Origin of the sequence: Wolbachia endosymbiont (group B) of Xanthorhoe designata, assembly GCF_964028585.1 — a bacterium.
In the GTDB taxonomy this organism is placed as follows: Bacteria; Pseudomonadota; Alphaproteobacteria; order Rickettsiales; family Anaplasmataceae; genus Wolbachia.
Map to the genome: position 1 here is coordinate 781,919 of NZ_OZ034794.1, position 16,371 is coordinate 798,289.

The following is a 16,371-nucleotide window of genomic DNA, read 5'->3' on the forward strand; positions in this document are numbered from 1 at the left end:
GAAAAAAGATGACCTTAAATAGCTATTATAACCACTTTAATCCTGACAAAGAATACGAAAAAGCTTGTTTCTAGCAGGAAGAGGTCTACAGTCAGCAGAACTAAACGAGACTCAGGAGTATGCTCTCTCTAAGCTTAAAGGCATAGGTGATGCAATATTTCGTGATGGTGATGTTATAACAGGAAGCAATTGTATTATAGATAGAGAAACTGGTAAAGTTACACTTGAATCAGGAAAAATCTATCTTCGTGGAGCAGTTAGAAAAGTCGAAAAAGAAGAATTTATTATTCCACTGAGTACCACAGTTCGTATAGGTGTTTATTATCTAGAATCTACTATTACAGAGCTTGAGGATGAAAATCTTCGTGATCCTGCTGTTGGTACAAGAAACTATCAGGAAGTAGGAGCAGCAAGACTTAAAGTTTCTACCATCTGGGGTTATCAATCTGAAGGTGCTTCTTCCCCTTTTTCTGTAAATGGCGAATTTTATCCAATTTATAACATTGAAAATGGAGTTCTCATTCAGCACTCACCACCTCCACAAGCAAACATAGTAACTACTGCTCTTGCTCGTTATGACAAAGAGGCAAATGGTTCCTACGTTGTAAATGGCTTGGAAGTTATGTTCCTACATAAAGAAGGTGGAAAAGAAGTATTCGTGGTTAATGAGGGCAAAGCTCATGTTGATGGTTATGAGATTGAACTTCCTCACAGTATTCGTGTTTCTTTTGATGAAGATCCGAATATAAAATCAGTTGAATCAGAACCACATACTTTTCAGCCAAATAGCCAAAGGGTAATGGAACTGAAGGTTAATGATTTTCCAATAAGTGAAATCAAAAAAGTAGATATAACTGTTCAAAAAACCATTACCGTTACTCATGGTTCATACTCAGGAGCTGTTGATCCAATACCTGACTCTGCGGTACTTGAGATTATTCAAATTAAACAAGGCAATGTTATTTATGAAAATAGTGTAGATTATAAGTTAAACGCAGGAAACGTTGATTGGTCATTACCTGGCAAAGAACCAGCTCCTGGAAGTAGTTACCTAATAACTTATCGCTGTCGCACTCATGTAAGCCCTGAAGATATAAATGAAGAGGGATGTAAAGTAAGGGGAGCAGTTGATAATAGCTTGGTTTTGATAGATTACACCTGGAAAATGCCACGCTTTGATTTAATTACTATCGATAGCAAAGGAGTGGTAAGAAGAATAAAAGGAATTTCTCACCCTTGGCGACCATCGATGCCTAAAGCTCCCTCTGGACAGCTTTTGCTCTGCTATATTCACCAGACATGGAAAAACGGAGAAAAAGAAGGGGTGAAAATAGTGAATAATGCTATTCATGCAGTACCGATGAATGAGCTTGAAGCAATGAAAAAAGGAATAAATGATCTTTATGCGCTGGTTGCACAGGAACGTCTACGCAGTGATGCAAATTCAAGAGAACCTACCAGCAAAAAAGGAGTATTTGTTGATTCGTTCTTCGACGATGATATGCGTGATCAAGGAATTTTGCAGTCTGCAGCAATAGTAAATAGAGAGCTAGTTCTGCCAATAGATGTAGAAGTTGCAGATATTGAAAAAGGTGGGGAAAGATATCTTTTGCCATATGAACTTGAACCGGTACTGGAGCAGCTTTTACAGACTAAAAGTGAAAAAATTAATCCATATCAAGCTTTTGATAAAGTAACCGCAAAAGTTACTCTAAATAAAAACATTGATCACTGGACCGAGGCTACCACGAATTGGAAAAGTCCAGTAACTAGAGTATTTAATGTTAAAGAAACAACAGAGCTGCTGTCAAGTACCTCATACGAAACTGAATTTATGAGAGAAGCAGTACAGAATTTTGAGATCGAAGGTTTTGAGCCAAATGAAAAACTTAAAGAAGTAAAATTTGATGGCATTTCTATTATACCTATGGCATAGAGGAAAAAAAAGTGGAAGCTAACAATCAGGGAAAATTAAAAGGAAAGGTGAAAGTGCCGGCAAATATTCCAGCAGGTACTAAATTAGTGCAATTTTATGGAGATAAAGGAAGCTATGGAGAAGCAACGTATACTGGTAAAAAAACTATTACCATAGAAGAGAGAAGAAGAGTTATCGCAGCAAGAAGAGTTGATCCTTTAGCGCAAACATTTACTTTAAATGAGAGCAGACACATAGGAGGCGTGGAGCTATGGTTTGTAAATAAAGGCAAAAAACGTGTTGTTGTGCAGATTAGAGAAACAGCAGTGGGAATGCCATCGCAGACTGTCATTGCTGAAAGTTATATTGAGCCAAAAGATATAAAGATAGATGGCACAGCAACACGTATTACTTGGTCACCAGTGTTTTGCCATGCAGGAGAGGAGTATGCAATAGTACTGCTTACTGATGATTCGGGTACTGCAGTCAAAATAGCAGAACTTGGCAAATATGATGCAGTAAATAGCAGGTGGGTAACAAGTCAGCCTTATCAAGTAGGAGTATTACTTTCATCAAGCAATGCAAGTACCTGGACTCCACATCAAAACTTTGACCTTACGTTTCGATTACTAGCTGCAAAGTTCACTGAAAATTCTCACATTATTGATCTGGGCAAAGTTACTGCAAATAACGTATCAGATTTAATTGTTTTGACGAACGTCGAAAAAGTAGCATTTGATACCAATGTAGAATTTATCTTAACAGACGAAGAGGGAAAAGAGAACTTTTTGTCTGATAATTTGCCACTTGCACTGCGTGAAAGATTATCTGGAGAGCTAACAGTAAAGGCAAGCCTAAAAGGAGGGCGAGAGAAAAGTCCAGTGCTATATCCTGGGTTACAGCTAGTTATGGGTAATATAGGGGAAAAAGGAGATTATGTAACTAGGAGCATTACAGCAGGAGCTAACACTAAGATAACAATTACCTATGATGCACTAATACCTGGCACTGCAGATGTTAAAGCATATGTGCAAAAAAGCAACAATGATTGGCAATTAGTAAATTTAACATCAGGAAAACCAATTGGAGAAAATTGGGTAGAGAGAACTCATGTGCTATCAAATTTTAATGCTAGTGAGACTAGAGTAAAATTAGTTTTGAGTGGTACGGTTATCTATCGGCCAAAGGTAAAAAACTTGCGGATTATTATAACATAAAAAAAATGCTAAATGATAAAACAAGCAGAGAGTATCCATTACCTCATCCAGAAAATATTGCAGTTCAAGATGTTGTTCGTATCCGTACTACAATTAAGAAAATAGATGAAGATATCGCTAAAAGAGAGAATGAGCACAATAAGCTTAAAAAAGCATTTGAACGACTGAATTTTGAGACTTTTTTGAATTTTTGGAATGACCATTGCTAACGAAGCCATAGATGCATTGCATCAAAGAATTAAAGATTTAGCAGCAAATAGCACACCTGATCAATTAGCGTACCTTGCTAAATCATTAGAATCGATGATAGGTAAAAAAGCTATTTCTGATATTGCGCAAATGACTAAAGTAAAAGAAATAATTGATACACTACAAAAGAGACTTAAGGATTTAGCAGCAAATAGTACGCCAGATCAGCTGGCATATCTTGCTAAAGCATTGGAATCAATAGTCGACAAAAGTGCAGTTTCTAAAATTGTACAGATGACTGATGGTAAGTTAAAAGAACTCTTGAGCGCTGCAAGGACGCACTTAAGTGACATAAATAGCAATAAGGAAAATTCAATATCTGCAATAACTGAAGCGAAAACAGATTCTGTCAATGAAATTAACAAGCTTAGGGATAATTCCTTAAACACTTTAAAAGCATCATCAGATTCACATATATCGCTACTTGATACGAGAAAGAATGCCAATATTGCAGCAATAAATAGCATTAGTAACAGTCATAAAGATGGTCTTAAAGGTTTAGTAGAAGATTTTCGTGCTGTTAATAATGTACCATCTGGCTCATCAATTATAGGAGAAATAGAAATTCGAATTGAAAACATCCTGAATGAGGTAAAAACTCGGGATGAACAGTTAAAAGTGTCTCTTATAAATGAAATAAGAAATCGCAACATGGTTGAACCAGGGTCATTACCTTTCTTATTTGGTGTACTTGGCAGAAAAAATAATTATTTTGGCCGCGGAACTTTTACGACAGAGCTTGGAAAGTGGAGTAGTGATATAACAAAAACTGACTATATGTTACAACTACTAGCAGGTAGCCATACGTACAATACAGATTACGTTAGTTTTTATCGGCCAAGACAACTAAGTTTTATAGAGGGAAGTAAAGGAACATTTATTTACGGAGAGTTATGCACAAAAAGTTTTTCGGGTAGTTATGATGAGATATACTATTACCCGTATGCTGCACTTGGAGTAGTATTTGTAAAAAATACAACCAATGTGAACATAAATAAGACAATGGAATTTGTTGGATCATCGTATTCGAGTACGGAGTATGGGGGAGCAGGATTATTTGTGGGAACTCCTGATAACACTAATTCTAATAAATCAAGTATTTCAAAAATAGTATGGAAAAATGTTTACCAATACACGAGTTCTGATAGCAAGTTAGCCGGATCTGGTAATGTGGAGATTCCAGCAGGAAAAACAGTTGCAACATTACTTTATACATCATCTTATCTATATTCCAGAACAAAAGTTAGTGAAGGTGCGTTTTCAGGTGATGTGTACACCTATGGTCAATTTATTCAGTGGGGAATTTATAACATACGTAGCAATTTTCTCACCACAGGGCTTGAGGTAGATGTGGAAAGGACGCTCAGGGGTTGGCAATGTCCAGGATTATCTAACACGTATGAGATTTGGAGGTAACAAACAATGTCTATCTACATTAGATTTGAAAATGATAAACAAGTAGAAACAACAACACTTGAAAGCAAGCCAACTGAAAATGATTGGTATGAAGCACCAGAAGATTTTGATTGGCAAAAAAGCTATTGTTTAACAGAAGGAGGAAAAATTGCTCAGCGTACTAAAGAAGATATACAAAAGGAGTTACTGGATAATGCGAAGCTTTGTGCATTTGATAGTATGCGTTTCTATTATGATAATCATACTCACCAATATGCAGGTCATTCTCACCAAAAAGCTAAATCTTATGAGATTCAAGCGGAAGCCGCAAAAAGCATTCTAGCAGACCAGGATGAAAAGGATAAAGAAATTATAGAACCTTTAGCAAAAGTCCGTGGTATTACGGTTATTGAAATGGCAAGAATAATTGAGGAAAAAGTGAAAAAAGCAGTAAAAGCAATAATTAAATGTGAAGAGCTTGAAGATTTAGCCAAAAGAAAGATTGAAGAAGCCAAAAGTGAAAATGAGCTACAGACTTTGCTAGATGATTTCAGGAAAAAAATACAAAGAAATGGCTGAAGAATTTTTACATGGCGTAAATGTTATTGAGGTAACCTCAGGAGCAAAGACAGTACGTACAGCTAAATCATCAGTGATAGGTGTAATTGGTACTGCACCTGAAGCAGATGAGCAAAAATTTCCGCTAAATAAACCAGTGTTAGTTGCAGGAAGCTTAAAGGAAGCAGCAAAGCTCGGAAAGAGTGGCAGTTTACCTTCTGCAATAAATGGAATATTTTCCCAGATTGGTGCAACAGTAGTAGTTATTCGAGTTAAAGAAAGTGAAACAGCGATCCAAAGCTCAAAGAAAGTGAAACTATTCAAAGTATAATCGGTGGAGTTGATAAAGAGACTGGAGAATATCAAGGGATAGAGGCATTCCTCAGTAGTGAAAGTATAGTTCATGTTGCTCCAAGAATATTAATTGCACCTCAGTTTACTCATCAGTTACCTGAAATAGATGGAGTAAATTCAGTAGTGAGTGCTTTAATTTCCATAGCAGAAAAATTAAGAGCAATTATTGTTGCAGACGGACCAAATACTAATGATGAAGAAGCAATAAAATGGAGAAAAAGTGTAGGCAGCTCAAGAGTTTACATAGCTGACCCTTGGGTTAAGGTATTTATTGAAGGAAAAGAAAAAATCTTGCCATCGAGTCCATTTGTAGCTGGTTTAATAGCTAAAATAGACAGCGAACAAGGCTTCTGGCATTCACCTTCAAATAAAGAGATAAATGGTATTGTTGGCACAAGCAGGCCTATTGATTTTAGCTTAGGTTATGCAAATTGCAGAGCAAACCACTTAAATGAAAATGAAGTAACAACGATAATTCATCAAAATGGCTATAGGCTTTGGGGCAATAGAACATGTTCAAATGACTCAAAATGGGCTTTTTTATCAGTGAGAAGAACTGCAGATTTAATTAACGATAGTTTACTTAGGGCTCATTTATGGGCAGTTGATCGCAATATCACCAAAACTTATATAGATGATGTGATTGAGGGGGTGAATTCTTACCTTGCAAGTTTAAAAGCGCAAGGAGCAATTATCAGTGGAAAATGTTATGCAACTCCCGAACTCAATACACCGGCAAATATTGCAAGCGGAAAAGTGTCTTTTGATTTTGAGTTTACACCGCCATATCCAGCTGAGCAAATAATATTCAGATCCCATCTTGTAAATAATAGTGTAATAAGTTAGGAGAAAGCGAAGTGTTACCCAAAATACTGAGAAATTTTAACGTATTTGTTGATGGTCGTGGTTATGCAGGAAAAATAGATGAAATAACCTTGCCGAAGCTTACCATAAAAACAGAGGAGTATCGTGCTGGTGGTATGGATATTCCAATAAATATTGATATGGGCATGGAGAAACTTGAAGCAGACTTTACTTTTGCTGAGTATGATTCAGAACTATTTAGACTTTTTGGCTTGATAGATGGAAACTCAGTATCTTTAACGCTCCGTGGAGGAATGCAAGGTAATGATATTGAAGCAGTAATAATCAATTTAAGAGGCATTTTTAAAGAGTTTGACTTTGGCAACTGGAAACCTGCTGAAAAAGCCACTCTAAAATGCACTGTAGCTGCTCATTATTATAAACTTACTATAGGTGGTAATGAATTAATAGAGATCGATGCTGAAAATATGATAAGAAAGATAAATGGTGTTGATCAAATGGCCTTGTTACAAACGATTCTAGGGATTTAATGGAATAGACAGATGCCTTTTCACTTCTTTATTGAAAAATTACTGATAATACTGTATAATTGTTAATGTTTTTTAGACATTTTTGCTATGGCTTTATCTAAATTTCTTGACCCTAAAAATGATATAGCATTTCGCCGTATCTTTGGTACTGAAAAGAATAAAGACATTCTCATTCACTTCCTCAATGATATCTTGAGCTTTACTGGCAAAAATGCAATACAGGATATAGAGTTTTTAAGTACTATTCAAGACCTTGATATCGCATCTAAAAAGCAAAGTATTGTTGATGTGCTATGTAGAGATTCTACAGGAGTACAATGGATAATTGAGATGCAGGTTGCTAAAACCAAAGGCTTTGAAAAACGTGCCCAATATTACGCTGCTAAAGCCTATTCAAGACAAGCAGATAAAGGTGATCAATACCATAACCTTAAGGAAATTATCTTTATTGCTATAGCAGATTGTATTTTATTTCCTGATAAGTCCGAGTATAAATCAAAGCACACTATTCGCGATGAAGATACTAATGAACATGATCTAAAAGATTTTTATTTTGTATTTATTGAATTGCCTAAATTTCCCAAAACCAAAGAAGATCAACTTTCAAATATAGTTGAGAAGTGGGTGTATTTTTTTAAGTACGCCGATGAAACAAGTGAAGAAGAATTGGAAAGGATAACAGGAAGTGACGTAATAATCAAAAAAGCGTATGAAGAGCTAAATAGGTTTAACTGGTCAGAAAAGGAGTTTTTAGCATATGAAGGAGAGATAAAGCGTATTCTTGATGAAAAGGCTGTCCTTGCTCAAAAACTTGATGATGCTACTGCAAAAGGCATCCTCATCGGACATGAAAAAGGCAGAAAAGAGAGGGAAATTGAAGTTGCAAAGAATCTACTTAAAGCAGGAGTTTCTATTGATATCATAGCTCAAACTACTGGTCTTACAGCTAATGAAATTAAAGACTTAAGCTCTTTGGATGTTTAGATGAACATCTTTGTACTAGATGAAAACCCAGAGATTGCGGCAAAAATGTTATGTGATAAGCATATAGTAAAAATGCTATTAGAAACTGCTCAGTTACTGAGTAATGTTTTTTCAATAGCATTAAAAGTGCCAAATCCTTTAGTCAGCATCACAGACCAGAATATAGAAGTTCCATATAAACTTACTCACAAAAACCACCCTTGTTCTCTATGGGCTAGACAATCCAAAGGGAACTTTTTCTGGTTAATAAAATACGGAAGGGAGCTGTGCAAAGAGTATACTTGGCGATATAAAAGAAAACATAGATCAGAAGAAGTTATAGATTGGTGTGATAGTAATAAGAATTTGCTTGTTTTTCAATCAACCGATATAAAGCCTTTTGTACAGGCGTTACCAGATCAATATAAGTCTAGTCATTCAGTAAAAGCTTACAGAGAGTACTACCTAAAAGAAAAGATGAGGTTTGCTAAGTGGGAAAAGGGTAGAGAAGTACCGGATTGGTTGCTAAGCAGAATCGTACGTCTGAAAAGCCGCAAATAAAAAGAACGCCTTAATTAGTAGAGAGGAAGGTGCATAAAAACTAAAACATCTTCTCACTTTAACTCTTAATTAGATTTGAGGTAAATCATTAAAATCTCCACTCTTTTAACTGAGTCTGATAAAATTTAAAAACGGCAGTTTATTGAATACTTTACATGATTAAACCATTAAAACTCTTCAATTTTACTGAATTGATGGTAATTTCAAGGTATTTGCTGCTCAAATTTAGATACATGCTAATTTCTCTATTATAAATACTTAAATTATAAACTATTTACTCTTTAATTTTGGTTATTAGTACTGCGATCCAGAGGTATTCCAACATCACTCACTTCAGAAGAGCAAAGTACTCTGATAATCTGGAATTTCAAAGTAAGGTCTCGATATTACTTCTTTTATAACCTAACGAAAATCTGAGTTCAGAACATAAAACCAGTCCCTTAATATAACTACTTTGCTGTTCCCTTACTATCATTTACAAAGAAGCCCTTATATTTTTCTACTAAATCTGGTCTTTTCTTCATCTATATCTCCTTCTACACCTAGAACTCTATTCGCCAATTCCCTATTCTCTAGAGAAATAAGTAATGCTCTATATCACCGTCAGAAATTAATCTGCCGCACCGAGAACTGATAGACCTTTTTATCTTTCCCATTATCTCTTTTCTTGGGGTGAGTAAAACAATATATTTTTCCACATAGTTATAAGCTGGGAACCATAAAAACAGCTTCATGATCAGCCATTTTAAAAGTTCGATCAAGTTCAATATTCCTAAGCGTTGTACTTGCCTTATATGAACAATAACATCCCAATGTAAGGAAAGTTAATGCAGTCAAAGCAAGTGAAATAGATATTCCTAAATGAGACATTGTTAAACTTGTGCCAACAGCAAATACTCCAGATAATATAAGAGAAGCAGAGGCATAAATTATTTGCTTTCTACTCTGAGCTCTTGCTTCTGAGAATTGAGATTTTACTGCTGAACTTTGTTCAGAGACTCGAGATAGGTTGCTAGTCCTTTTACTATAACCTTGTTTTACATTAACACCCACAGACTCAGTGGCAACTTTTGAATCCATCTCATCCTGGATTGATATATCAATATTTTCCGGCTGTTCATTAGCTAGAATAAGCTCATCATGCAAATTTTTTACAGAGCAAAAATGTGAGGGATCGATACTAAAGCTTTCTTCAATGCCTTCTAATCGTTTATTCTCTTCCTTTAATCGTTCTATATTTCCTCGTAATATACTATTTTCTAATAGCAATTCCTCACATTGTTTCCCTTTTGCATCTATCTCTTGTTCCAGCTTTACTAGTTTAATTTCATAGTCTTTACATAACTCAGCTTTTCCTTCCGGTATATCTGCATCCTCCACTTGTATACACGAATCTTCGGTTTCTCTTTTTGTCTTTTCCGCTCTTAACAAATACTCATAATCATCTTCTAACCCATTTATTTTTTGCATTAATCGTTGATTGTTCTCATTCAGCCCATTTATAACTTCCTGCATCTTTTCTTTTTTATTAAATAGCAATTCCTTTTCTTCTTTCGCTGTAGCAAGTTTTTCCTTAAGTTCATCATTTTCTGCTAGAAAATCTTTATTCTCTTTTTCAAGTTTATCTACTTTTTTCTCTAACTCTTGAACACTGTTATCTAAGGATTCATTCATCTTTTCCAATCCCTTCAATTTTTGTTCAAGATACATGCTTTTAGAATCACTTTGTGGTAATCTTGTACCAATATCTACGAGAATTTCTCCTACAAAATCCATAAACTTTTTGAAATGTCTCTCATGAACTATCACTTCTTCACTTAGTGTAGTATTACCCAGCTTTTCCACAATTTCTTGGATTTTTTTTAAACTATTGGATAATAGCTCCATTCGTTCAACAATTTTAGTTACTTCACTTACGTTCAATTCATCACTCAGATCTGCATTACTAGTATAATTCTCACCAGTGGTAACTAGGTTAGATGGATTGGCAGGTTTAATCGGGGTACTCGTATCAACAGAAGCTCCAAATGGCATAAACAGTGCACTTCGGCTGCTCTTAATCGATCTACCTAGTGAAGGTATATCACTATTATAAAGTGTTCTATCACCACTAGAGGCAACTTGCTCTTGTCTATAATTTGTAGAAGTTCCTGTTGGACTAGTACCATTTTTCTGATCTTCTCTACTGCTTTCATTCGTAAAGCGCTTCACTCCCATTACCCTCCTAACATTCTCTCCAAGTTCTTCTCTTTCGATTATAATGCGAGATTCATTTTTTTCATAGTTAATTTTATCATATAATTGTTCACATTCTTTGTAGGACAATATTGGTTGTAGCGTCTTCTTCTTTACTTCTTCATCGTAGAAAGCTCTCAGCTTATCATTTGATAATATTGCTATAGCTTCTTTTACATCAGGATGCAATTGAGAATGCCCATTTTTGCATGAATGAACACGGTTCAGTAGAAAAATCTTAACAGAGTGTTGCTTGTATTCCATAATTTCCTCTAATGTAATCCCCATAACTTTTTCTTGTGATTCTATGTATCCTAGAGCTTCTTCAAAGTCTTGTCTGTTAGAGGTGAGAGGTTGAGCTTTTTTTAACTTTTTGATCTCACTATCTTTTGGATGCACACCATTAACTTCAATAACAGGGATAACACTTGCAGAGTCAATCGCATTTAACACAATACTACAATCATCTTGATTTTTTAGGAAAGCTTTTAGCTGTTTTTTAAAGTTCAATAAATTACTTAATTTATCTTCATTAGTTTTAGATTTTTTGATTTGATCATAAACGTTTCTGGCTGCTTGGTTATTCTCTTTATCAGTCCTTATTTTACTTTCTAACTTACCAAGGAGTTTGCTCAGTGGTTTTTTAAGTTTCTTATAATCGTTAACAAGCAGTTCTCTTATCCGTCTTTCAAAATCTCCTTTTTCTTTGAATCTCAAAACAGTATATAGATCATCTTCAGCCCTCTGCTGATCGGATTTTGTATTTACAACCATAACCTTACCTAACACTAACAGATACTGCTGAACAGAACTTAAGGGCGAAGTTAAAACACACTTAGTTAAAGTCATAAGCACTTCTCCAATTAATCTTACTAATATTCTTCTGGAAAACAACATATCTACTGACCTTATTCTTGGGAATATAAATAGAAAAAGTGCATCACCTATAGTCTCCAGAAAACCTGGTGTTAGCTGTCAAATTAAGATTTCTAGAAAATACTCAATAATTCCAGACAGATTTCTCTAGGCCTGACCAGAACGTTTGGGTATCAAATAGGTCTTTCTGGAGCTAAGGTGATTATTAATAACCTTACATAAAGTATAAAAAATATATAAATCTTGATTTTTCTATTTAAATATTTAATAATTAAAGTATATTATTATTTTTAACACTAGAAGGTAATTATGAGTTTAGCAGATAAGCAGGTGCTAGAAGCTGAAAAACTTAAGAAGAAAAATAAGCTACTACATGACTTTTTAAACGAGAATAATATAGGTGCATTAGTTAGTATATGGGAAAAAAATGAAAATGTACGTGATAAGTTTAATAATCAAAAAAGCTTACAAGAGCAATATCCAGAATATGCTCGTATTCTAATTGATAAAGCTAATAAAGTGAAAAAAGAAATTTTCCTACATAACCACAAACCATTAATTAATGCTTTATCAATATATTATAATAGATATGATATTAAAGAAATGACATTTGATGATATGAAGAGATTTTTTGACAGCCACAGAAATGACTTTAGGGAAAAATTAGGAAATGGAGGAATAACTCTGAGTAACTTTATCGATTTTGAAGATGTTAATGAAAAACACATTCCTCAATTGAAAGTACTGGCATTTGTAGAAATCGATGAACCTTGTCTGAGACCACCAAGCACTTATCTTACGGAGGTTACGATAATTCAACCTTATCAGCATCAAAGCCTAGCGATAACTAGATGAACCTAACTTAGGAGCTAACCAACAAGTAAATGAAGATTTGCAGAAGTGTTAAATTTTACGGTTCTGTCACATCTATAACTCCTATAATCCCAGCTTTAATAATCTTCTTTTCTATGGTTTATAAATGCGACAGAACCCATGAAAGTAGCTGACACTGGGATGACACCCTTAGCACAACGCTATAACATAAATCGTACTTTTGGTGGAACATACACCTGTACGAACATTGTGATACAACAGACCAAGGAAAATGTCATCCGAGTATAGGATTTTATCATCTTACTGAATGGATAATACAACAACTGCTTGATCATTTAAGTCTTGAAACCACTTAGGTTTACATTCATCTAAGATGTTTTCAATATTTATAAAAATTTTCAGTAGAGTTTAGAGAAGAAGTAAAAACCTTAACTCTATTTTAAACTGATAACATTACCAAATTCAGTGCTTGTCACATCACTCAGTACTGAACTTGCTTTATATGAACAGTAGCACCCAATTGCAATGCAAACAGATGCAGCTACAGCAAATGAAATACATATTTCTAAATTCGATACTGTTAAACATGAACCAACAGCAAACGCTCCAGATAACACAAAAGAGGAAGAAGCATAGTTACTTTGCCTTCTATTATAAATGCTTGCTTCTGAAAGTTTTCTGTTTTTGTTCTTTAAGTCTTGATTTTGAGCTTGAAGTTTTAATCTCTCTTGCCTTAAATCCCTTTCTAACTGTGAAATTTTGTCAGCGTCTCTTGTTCTTCCACTTACGACCCTATCCAGCTCTTGCTCTTTTTCTCTAAGTCGAATTTTTGTTCTTTCAAGTTCACTTCTAAGGTTTTCAAGTTGACTTTTTTCTCTAGTAAGTCGAGCTACTTGATCAGTGAAAGTGTGAATTCTTTCTTGATTATCCTGCCTTACTTGTCTCAACTCCCTTTCTAACTGTGAAATTTTGCTAGTATCTCTTGTTCTTTCGTTTACGACCTTATTCAGCTCTTGCTCTTTTTCTGCAAGTTGAGCCTTTGTTCTTTCAAGTTCACCTTCCAGGTTTTCAAGTCGCTGCAATTCTTGAGCAATAAGCCCATCGTTTATTTCCGGAGCAACATTATGTGCATTTGCTGAAGACTGTTCTACAGTTGCAGGAAATTTCTCAATTAGATAATTTTAATAGATTCGATTAGATTATGAACATTCCTCAACGCAGCAGTAACAATTGCATGATTTATGAAACAGTTATCTTTCACTAATTCTTTCACACTATCCAAATCTTTTTTATCAATAGTATCAGTTAATCGCTCTTTAATAGTTCGTTCAATTATTTGCTTTACCCATTGATTTCGTTCTATAGCTGGTATTGGTTTTATTTGACTAAAATCTAGCTCCTTATGTTTTAAAAGTTTAGTCAATACTTCCTCGTTGTCTTGTATTATTCCTTGTAAACATGATTTGATAATCAGGCTAAGTGGTGTTTCTATTTCTCCATTGAAATTTCTGTTCCAACAATTAGGGTTGAGATCTTGATTTAATAGTATTTTTGCTTGGTCAATCTTTCTACCAGAAAGAGCATTTAATAATTCTTTTCCTGTTTGTGCTTTTTGTATTTCTATTGTAAGATATGAAAACTTCTTTTTTTGTATTCGCCCTATTTTTTCAATATGTTCCTGAGGAGTATAAAAAAACATTGTTGGTAAGATGGATTGTCTATAAAAACTGCTCTAAACCCATCATATCGAGGTTCAAGATATTCATCTTTCAGAAGAAGGACTCTATTTCTCACGTTTGTATCAATACTAGAATGTCTCAGTAAAATCTCTACAAAACTTCTATTTTCCATAAGAAAAGCTAGATGTAGAGCTGTATTGCGTTCTTTAGTTTCTTGAATATTAACATTTAAATTCTGGTGCTGTAAAAGCAAAGTCATCATTTTTAAGTTTGTAGGACTATCATCACCATTCACGATAATAGTCATTAATGATGTATATCCATTATCAAACGCATTAACATTTGCACCTTCTGCCAGAGCTTGCTTAAAATTTTCTAAATTTTCATCATCAATAGCTTTAAATAATTTTGCTGTTGATTGTCCTGAAGTTGTTTGATTTTGAGATCGTAATCCTACATCACTAACAACCCTTCTTCCAAAATCTACATTATTTTGCGAAAGCATACTAAATTCCCCCCAATCTATAATTCATTAACATAATTATCAAAAAACAAAGAAAATTGTAAGGAGTTTAATTAAAAATTTTAGAACTAATTATGATTCCAAAAATTTTTCTGCATCAAGTGCAGCCATGCACCCTGTACCTGCTGCAACTACTGCCTGACGATATACCTTATCTTGAACATCACCAGCGGCAAATACCCCTTCCCTACTGGTTAGAGTTGTTCCAGGTTTCGTAATTATATAACCTTGCTGGTCCATTTCAACAAAGCCCTTAAAAATACCTGTATTTGGTGCATGCCCAATTGCAATGAACACTCCATCTACTTTCAATTCCTGGGTTTTATTGATGTCTGTCGATTTAATTGTAATGCCAGTAACTTTTTTAGGATTTTCTTCTCCAAGAATCTGCTCTACGGTATGATTCCATATTACCTTTATCTTATCATTTTTAAAGAGCCTGTCTTGCATTACTTTCTCTGCTCTTAACTTATCACGCCTGTGTATCAGTATAACTTCTTTAGCAAATCGAGTTAAAAATATTGCCTCTTCAACTGCGGTATTTCCACCACCAATCACAGCTACAACTTTATTCCGAAAAAATGCGCCATCACAAGTTGCACATGCTGAAACCCCATAACCTTGAAATTTCTTTTCACTCTCCAGGCCAAGCCACTTCGCTTGCGCACCAGCTGCGATTATAATTGCATTCGAATAGTAGTCACTAACATTACCACAAGATCTAAATCTATACTCATTAGAATCCTCAAGTTGTTCAACGCTTTTTATTTCGTCATTTATTACCCTTGCCCCCACCTTCTCTGCATGCAACCTCTTTTGTTCCATGAGTTCTGGACCTTGTATAGAAACAAAACCTGGATAGTTTTCAACATCCGTAGTAATTGTAAGCTGACCACCAGGTTGCATTCCTGTGACTACAATTGGCTCTAAATTTGCACGTGCTGCATATATAGCAGCAGCATAACCCGCTGCTCCAGATCCAATAATAAGAACTTTTGTACTCAATTTACAATTCTGCACTGTGTGAGTTTAGATAATCAGCCACTCCTTCATCGCTTGCCTGCATCGCAGGCTTGCCTTTTTTCCACCCTGCTGGACATACTTCACCATGCTCTTCATTATGTTTTATTGCATCAATAATTCTAATAAACTCATCGACATTACGTCCTAAAGGAAAATCATTTATCGATTGATGACGCACAACAAATTTATCATCAATAACAAAAGTTGCTCTTAGTGCAATTGAGTCATCATATAAGACCCCATAGTCTCTTGATATAGACTTTTTGATATCAGACACTAAAGTGTAGCTAACCTCTCCAATACCACCATCATTAACTGGAGTGTTTCGCCATTTATAGTGTGAAAATTTTGAATCTATACTTATTCCTATCACTTCAACATTACGTTTTGAAAAATCTTCTATTTTGTTGCTAAATGATATCAACTCAGTTGGACAGACAAAAGTAAAATCAAGTGGATAGAAAAAAAGGACAGCATACTTATCCTTTATATGTTTACTTAAACAGAAATCATCAACTATTTTTCCATTAGCGAGAACAGCCGAAGCAGTAAAATCGATAGCGGATTTTGTTACAAGATTCATAACTAACCTATTCATTTTCAATATCTACAATTTTATACCTTGATACATTTA

General features: G+C 34.7%; 14 protein-coding genes and 2 pseudogenes. 10 read left to right on the forward strand and 6 right to left on the reverse strand.

Translation table 11 applies throughout. From position 1 onward, the window contains the following. Positions 1-8 precede the first annotated feature (8 nt). The 9 genes and pseudogenes from ABWU64_RS03725 to ABWU64_RS03765 all read left to right on the forward strand — a co-directional run bounded on the left by ABWU64_RS03725 (position 9) and on the right by ABWU64_RS03765 (position 8,567). A pseudogene (locus ABWU64_RS03725) lies at positions 9-1,936 on the forward strand (DUF4815 domain-containing protein). A gap of 11 nt (positions 1,937-1,947) precedes the next feature. Continuing rightward, entirely contained in the window at positions 1,948-3,132 is a 1,185-nt protein-coding gene (locus ABWU64_RS03730) for a hypothetical protein (RefSeq protein ID WP_353279293.1), read from the forward strand. A gap of 5 nt (positions 3,133-3,137) precedes the next feature. Continuing rightward, on the forward strand, positions 3,138-3,341 hold the full coding sequence (locus tag ABWU64_RS03735) for a hypothetical protein (RefSeq protein ID WP_353279295.1): 204 nt from the start codon (positions 3,138-3,140) through the stop codon (positions 3,339-3,341). Beyond that, the gene (locus tag ABWU64_RS03740) at positions 3,328-4,797 is read left to right on the forward strand and encodes a hypothetical protein (RefSeq protein WP_353279297.1); all 1,470 of its coding nucleotides are present in this window, start codon (positions 3,328-3,330) and stop codon (positions 4,795-4,797) included. Before ABWU64_RS03735 ends, ABWU64_RS03740 begins: the two co-directional genes overlap by 14 nt. A 6-nt stretch (positions 4,798-4,803) precedes the next feature. Further along, positions 4,804-5,355: a hypothetical protein gene (locus tag ABWU64_RS03745; protein WP_010962686.1), complete on the forward strand. Its 552-nt coding sequence runs from the start codon at positions 4,804-4,806 to the stop codon at positions 5,353-5,355. After that, positions 5,348-6,534 (forward strand): annotated as a pseudogene (locus ABWU64_RS03750) (phage tail sheath subtilisin-like domain-containing protein). Before ABWU64_RS03745 ends, ABWU64_RS03750 begins: the two are co-directional and overlap by 8 nt. 11 nt (positions 6,535-6,545) lie before the next feature. Next, positions 6,546-7,043, forward strand: a complete 498-nt coding sequence (locus tag ABWU64_RS03755; RefSeq protein WP_010082216.1) for a phage major tail tube protein — start codon at positions 6,546-6,548, stop codon at positions 7,041-7,043. Between the two features lie 87 nt (positions 7,044-7,130). After that, positions 7,131-8,027: an Rpn family recombination-promoting nuclease/putative transposase gene (locus ABWU64_RS03760; RefSeq protein WP_353279299.1), complete on the forward strand. Its 897-nt coding sequence runs from the start codon at positions 7,131-7,133 to the stop codon at positions 8,025-8,027. Next, on the forward strand, positions 8,028-8,567 hold the full coding sequence (locus ABWU64_RS03765) for a pyrimidine dimer DNA glycosylase/endonuclease V (RefSeq protein ID WP_010082266.1): 540 nt from the start codon (positions 8,028-8,030) through the stop codon (positions 8,565-8,567). A 702-nt stretch (positions 8,568-9,269) separates the two neighbouring features. Here the strand turns inward: ABWU64_RS03765 and ABWU64_RS03770 are convergent. Continuing rightward, the gene (locus ABWU64_RS03770) at positions 9,270-11,651 is read right to left on the reverse strand and encodes a hypothetical protein (RefSeq protein ID WP_341819771.1); all 2,382 of its coding nucleotides are present in this window, start codon (positions 11,649-11,651) and stop codon (positions 9,270-9,272) included. 336 nt (positions 11,652-11,987) lie between these two features. Between ABWU64_RS03770 and ABWU64_RS03775 the strand changes: the two genes are divergently transcribed. Next, positions 11,988-12,533: a hypothetical protein gene (locus ABWU64_RS03775; RefSeq protein WP_341815968.1), complete on the forward strand. Its 546-nt coding sequence runs from the start codon at positions 11,988-11,990 to the stop codon at positions 12,531-12,533. 413 nt (positions 12,534-12,946) lie between these two features. Here ABWU64_RS03775 and ABWU64_RS03780 read toward each other — a convergent pair whose 3' ends face one another. The 5 genes from ABWU64_RS03780 to ABWU64_RS03800 all read right to left on the reverse strand — a co-directional run bounded on the left by ABWU64_RS03780 (position 12,947) and on the right by ABWU64_RS03800 (position 16,320). Beyond that, on the reverse strand, positions 12,947-13,594 hold the full coding sequence (locus tag ABWU64_RS03780) for a hypothetical protein (RefSeq protein ID WP_353279301.1): 648 nt from the start codon (positions 13,592-13,594) through the stop codon (positions 12,947-12,949). Positions 13,595-13,683: 89 nt separating this feature from the next. Beyond that, on the reverse strand, positions 13,684-14,211 hold the full coding sequence (locus tag ABWU64_RS03785) for a hypothetical protein (RefSeq protein ID WP_353279303.1): 528 nt from the start codon (positions 14,209-14,211) through the stop codon (positions 13,684-13,686). Next, a complete protein-coding gene (locus ABWU64_RS03790) occupies positions 14,172-14,696 on the reverse strand; it encodes an ankyrin repeat domain-containing protein (protein WP_353279305.1) in 525 nt (174 codons plus the stop codon). Before ABWU64_RS03790 ends, ABWU64_RS03785 begins: the two co-directional genes overlap by 40 nt. 90 nt (positions 14,697-14,786) lie before the next feature. Further along, a complete protein-coding gene (gene trxB, locus ABWU64_RS03795) occupies positions 14,787-15,734 on the reverse strand; it encodes a thioredoxin-disulfide reductase (RefSeq protein WP_135352830.1) in 948 nt (315 codons plus the stop codon). Next, entirely contained in the window at positions 15,721-16,320 is a 600-nt protein-coding gene (locus ABWU64_RS03800; RefSeq protein WP_015588541.1) for a peroxiredoxin, read from the reverse strand. Before ABWU64_RS03800 ends, trxB begins: the two co-directional genes overlap by 14 nt. Positions 16,321-16,371 lie beyond the last annotated feature (51 nt).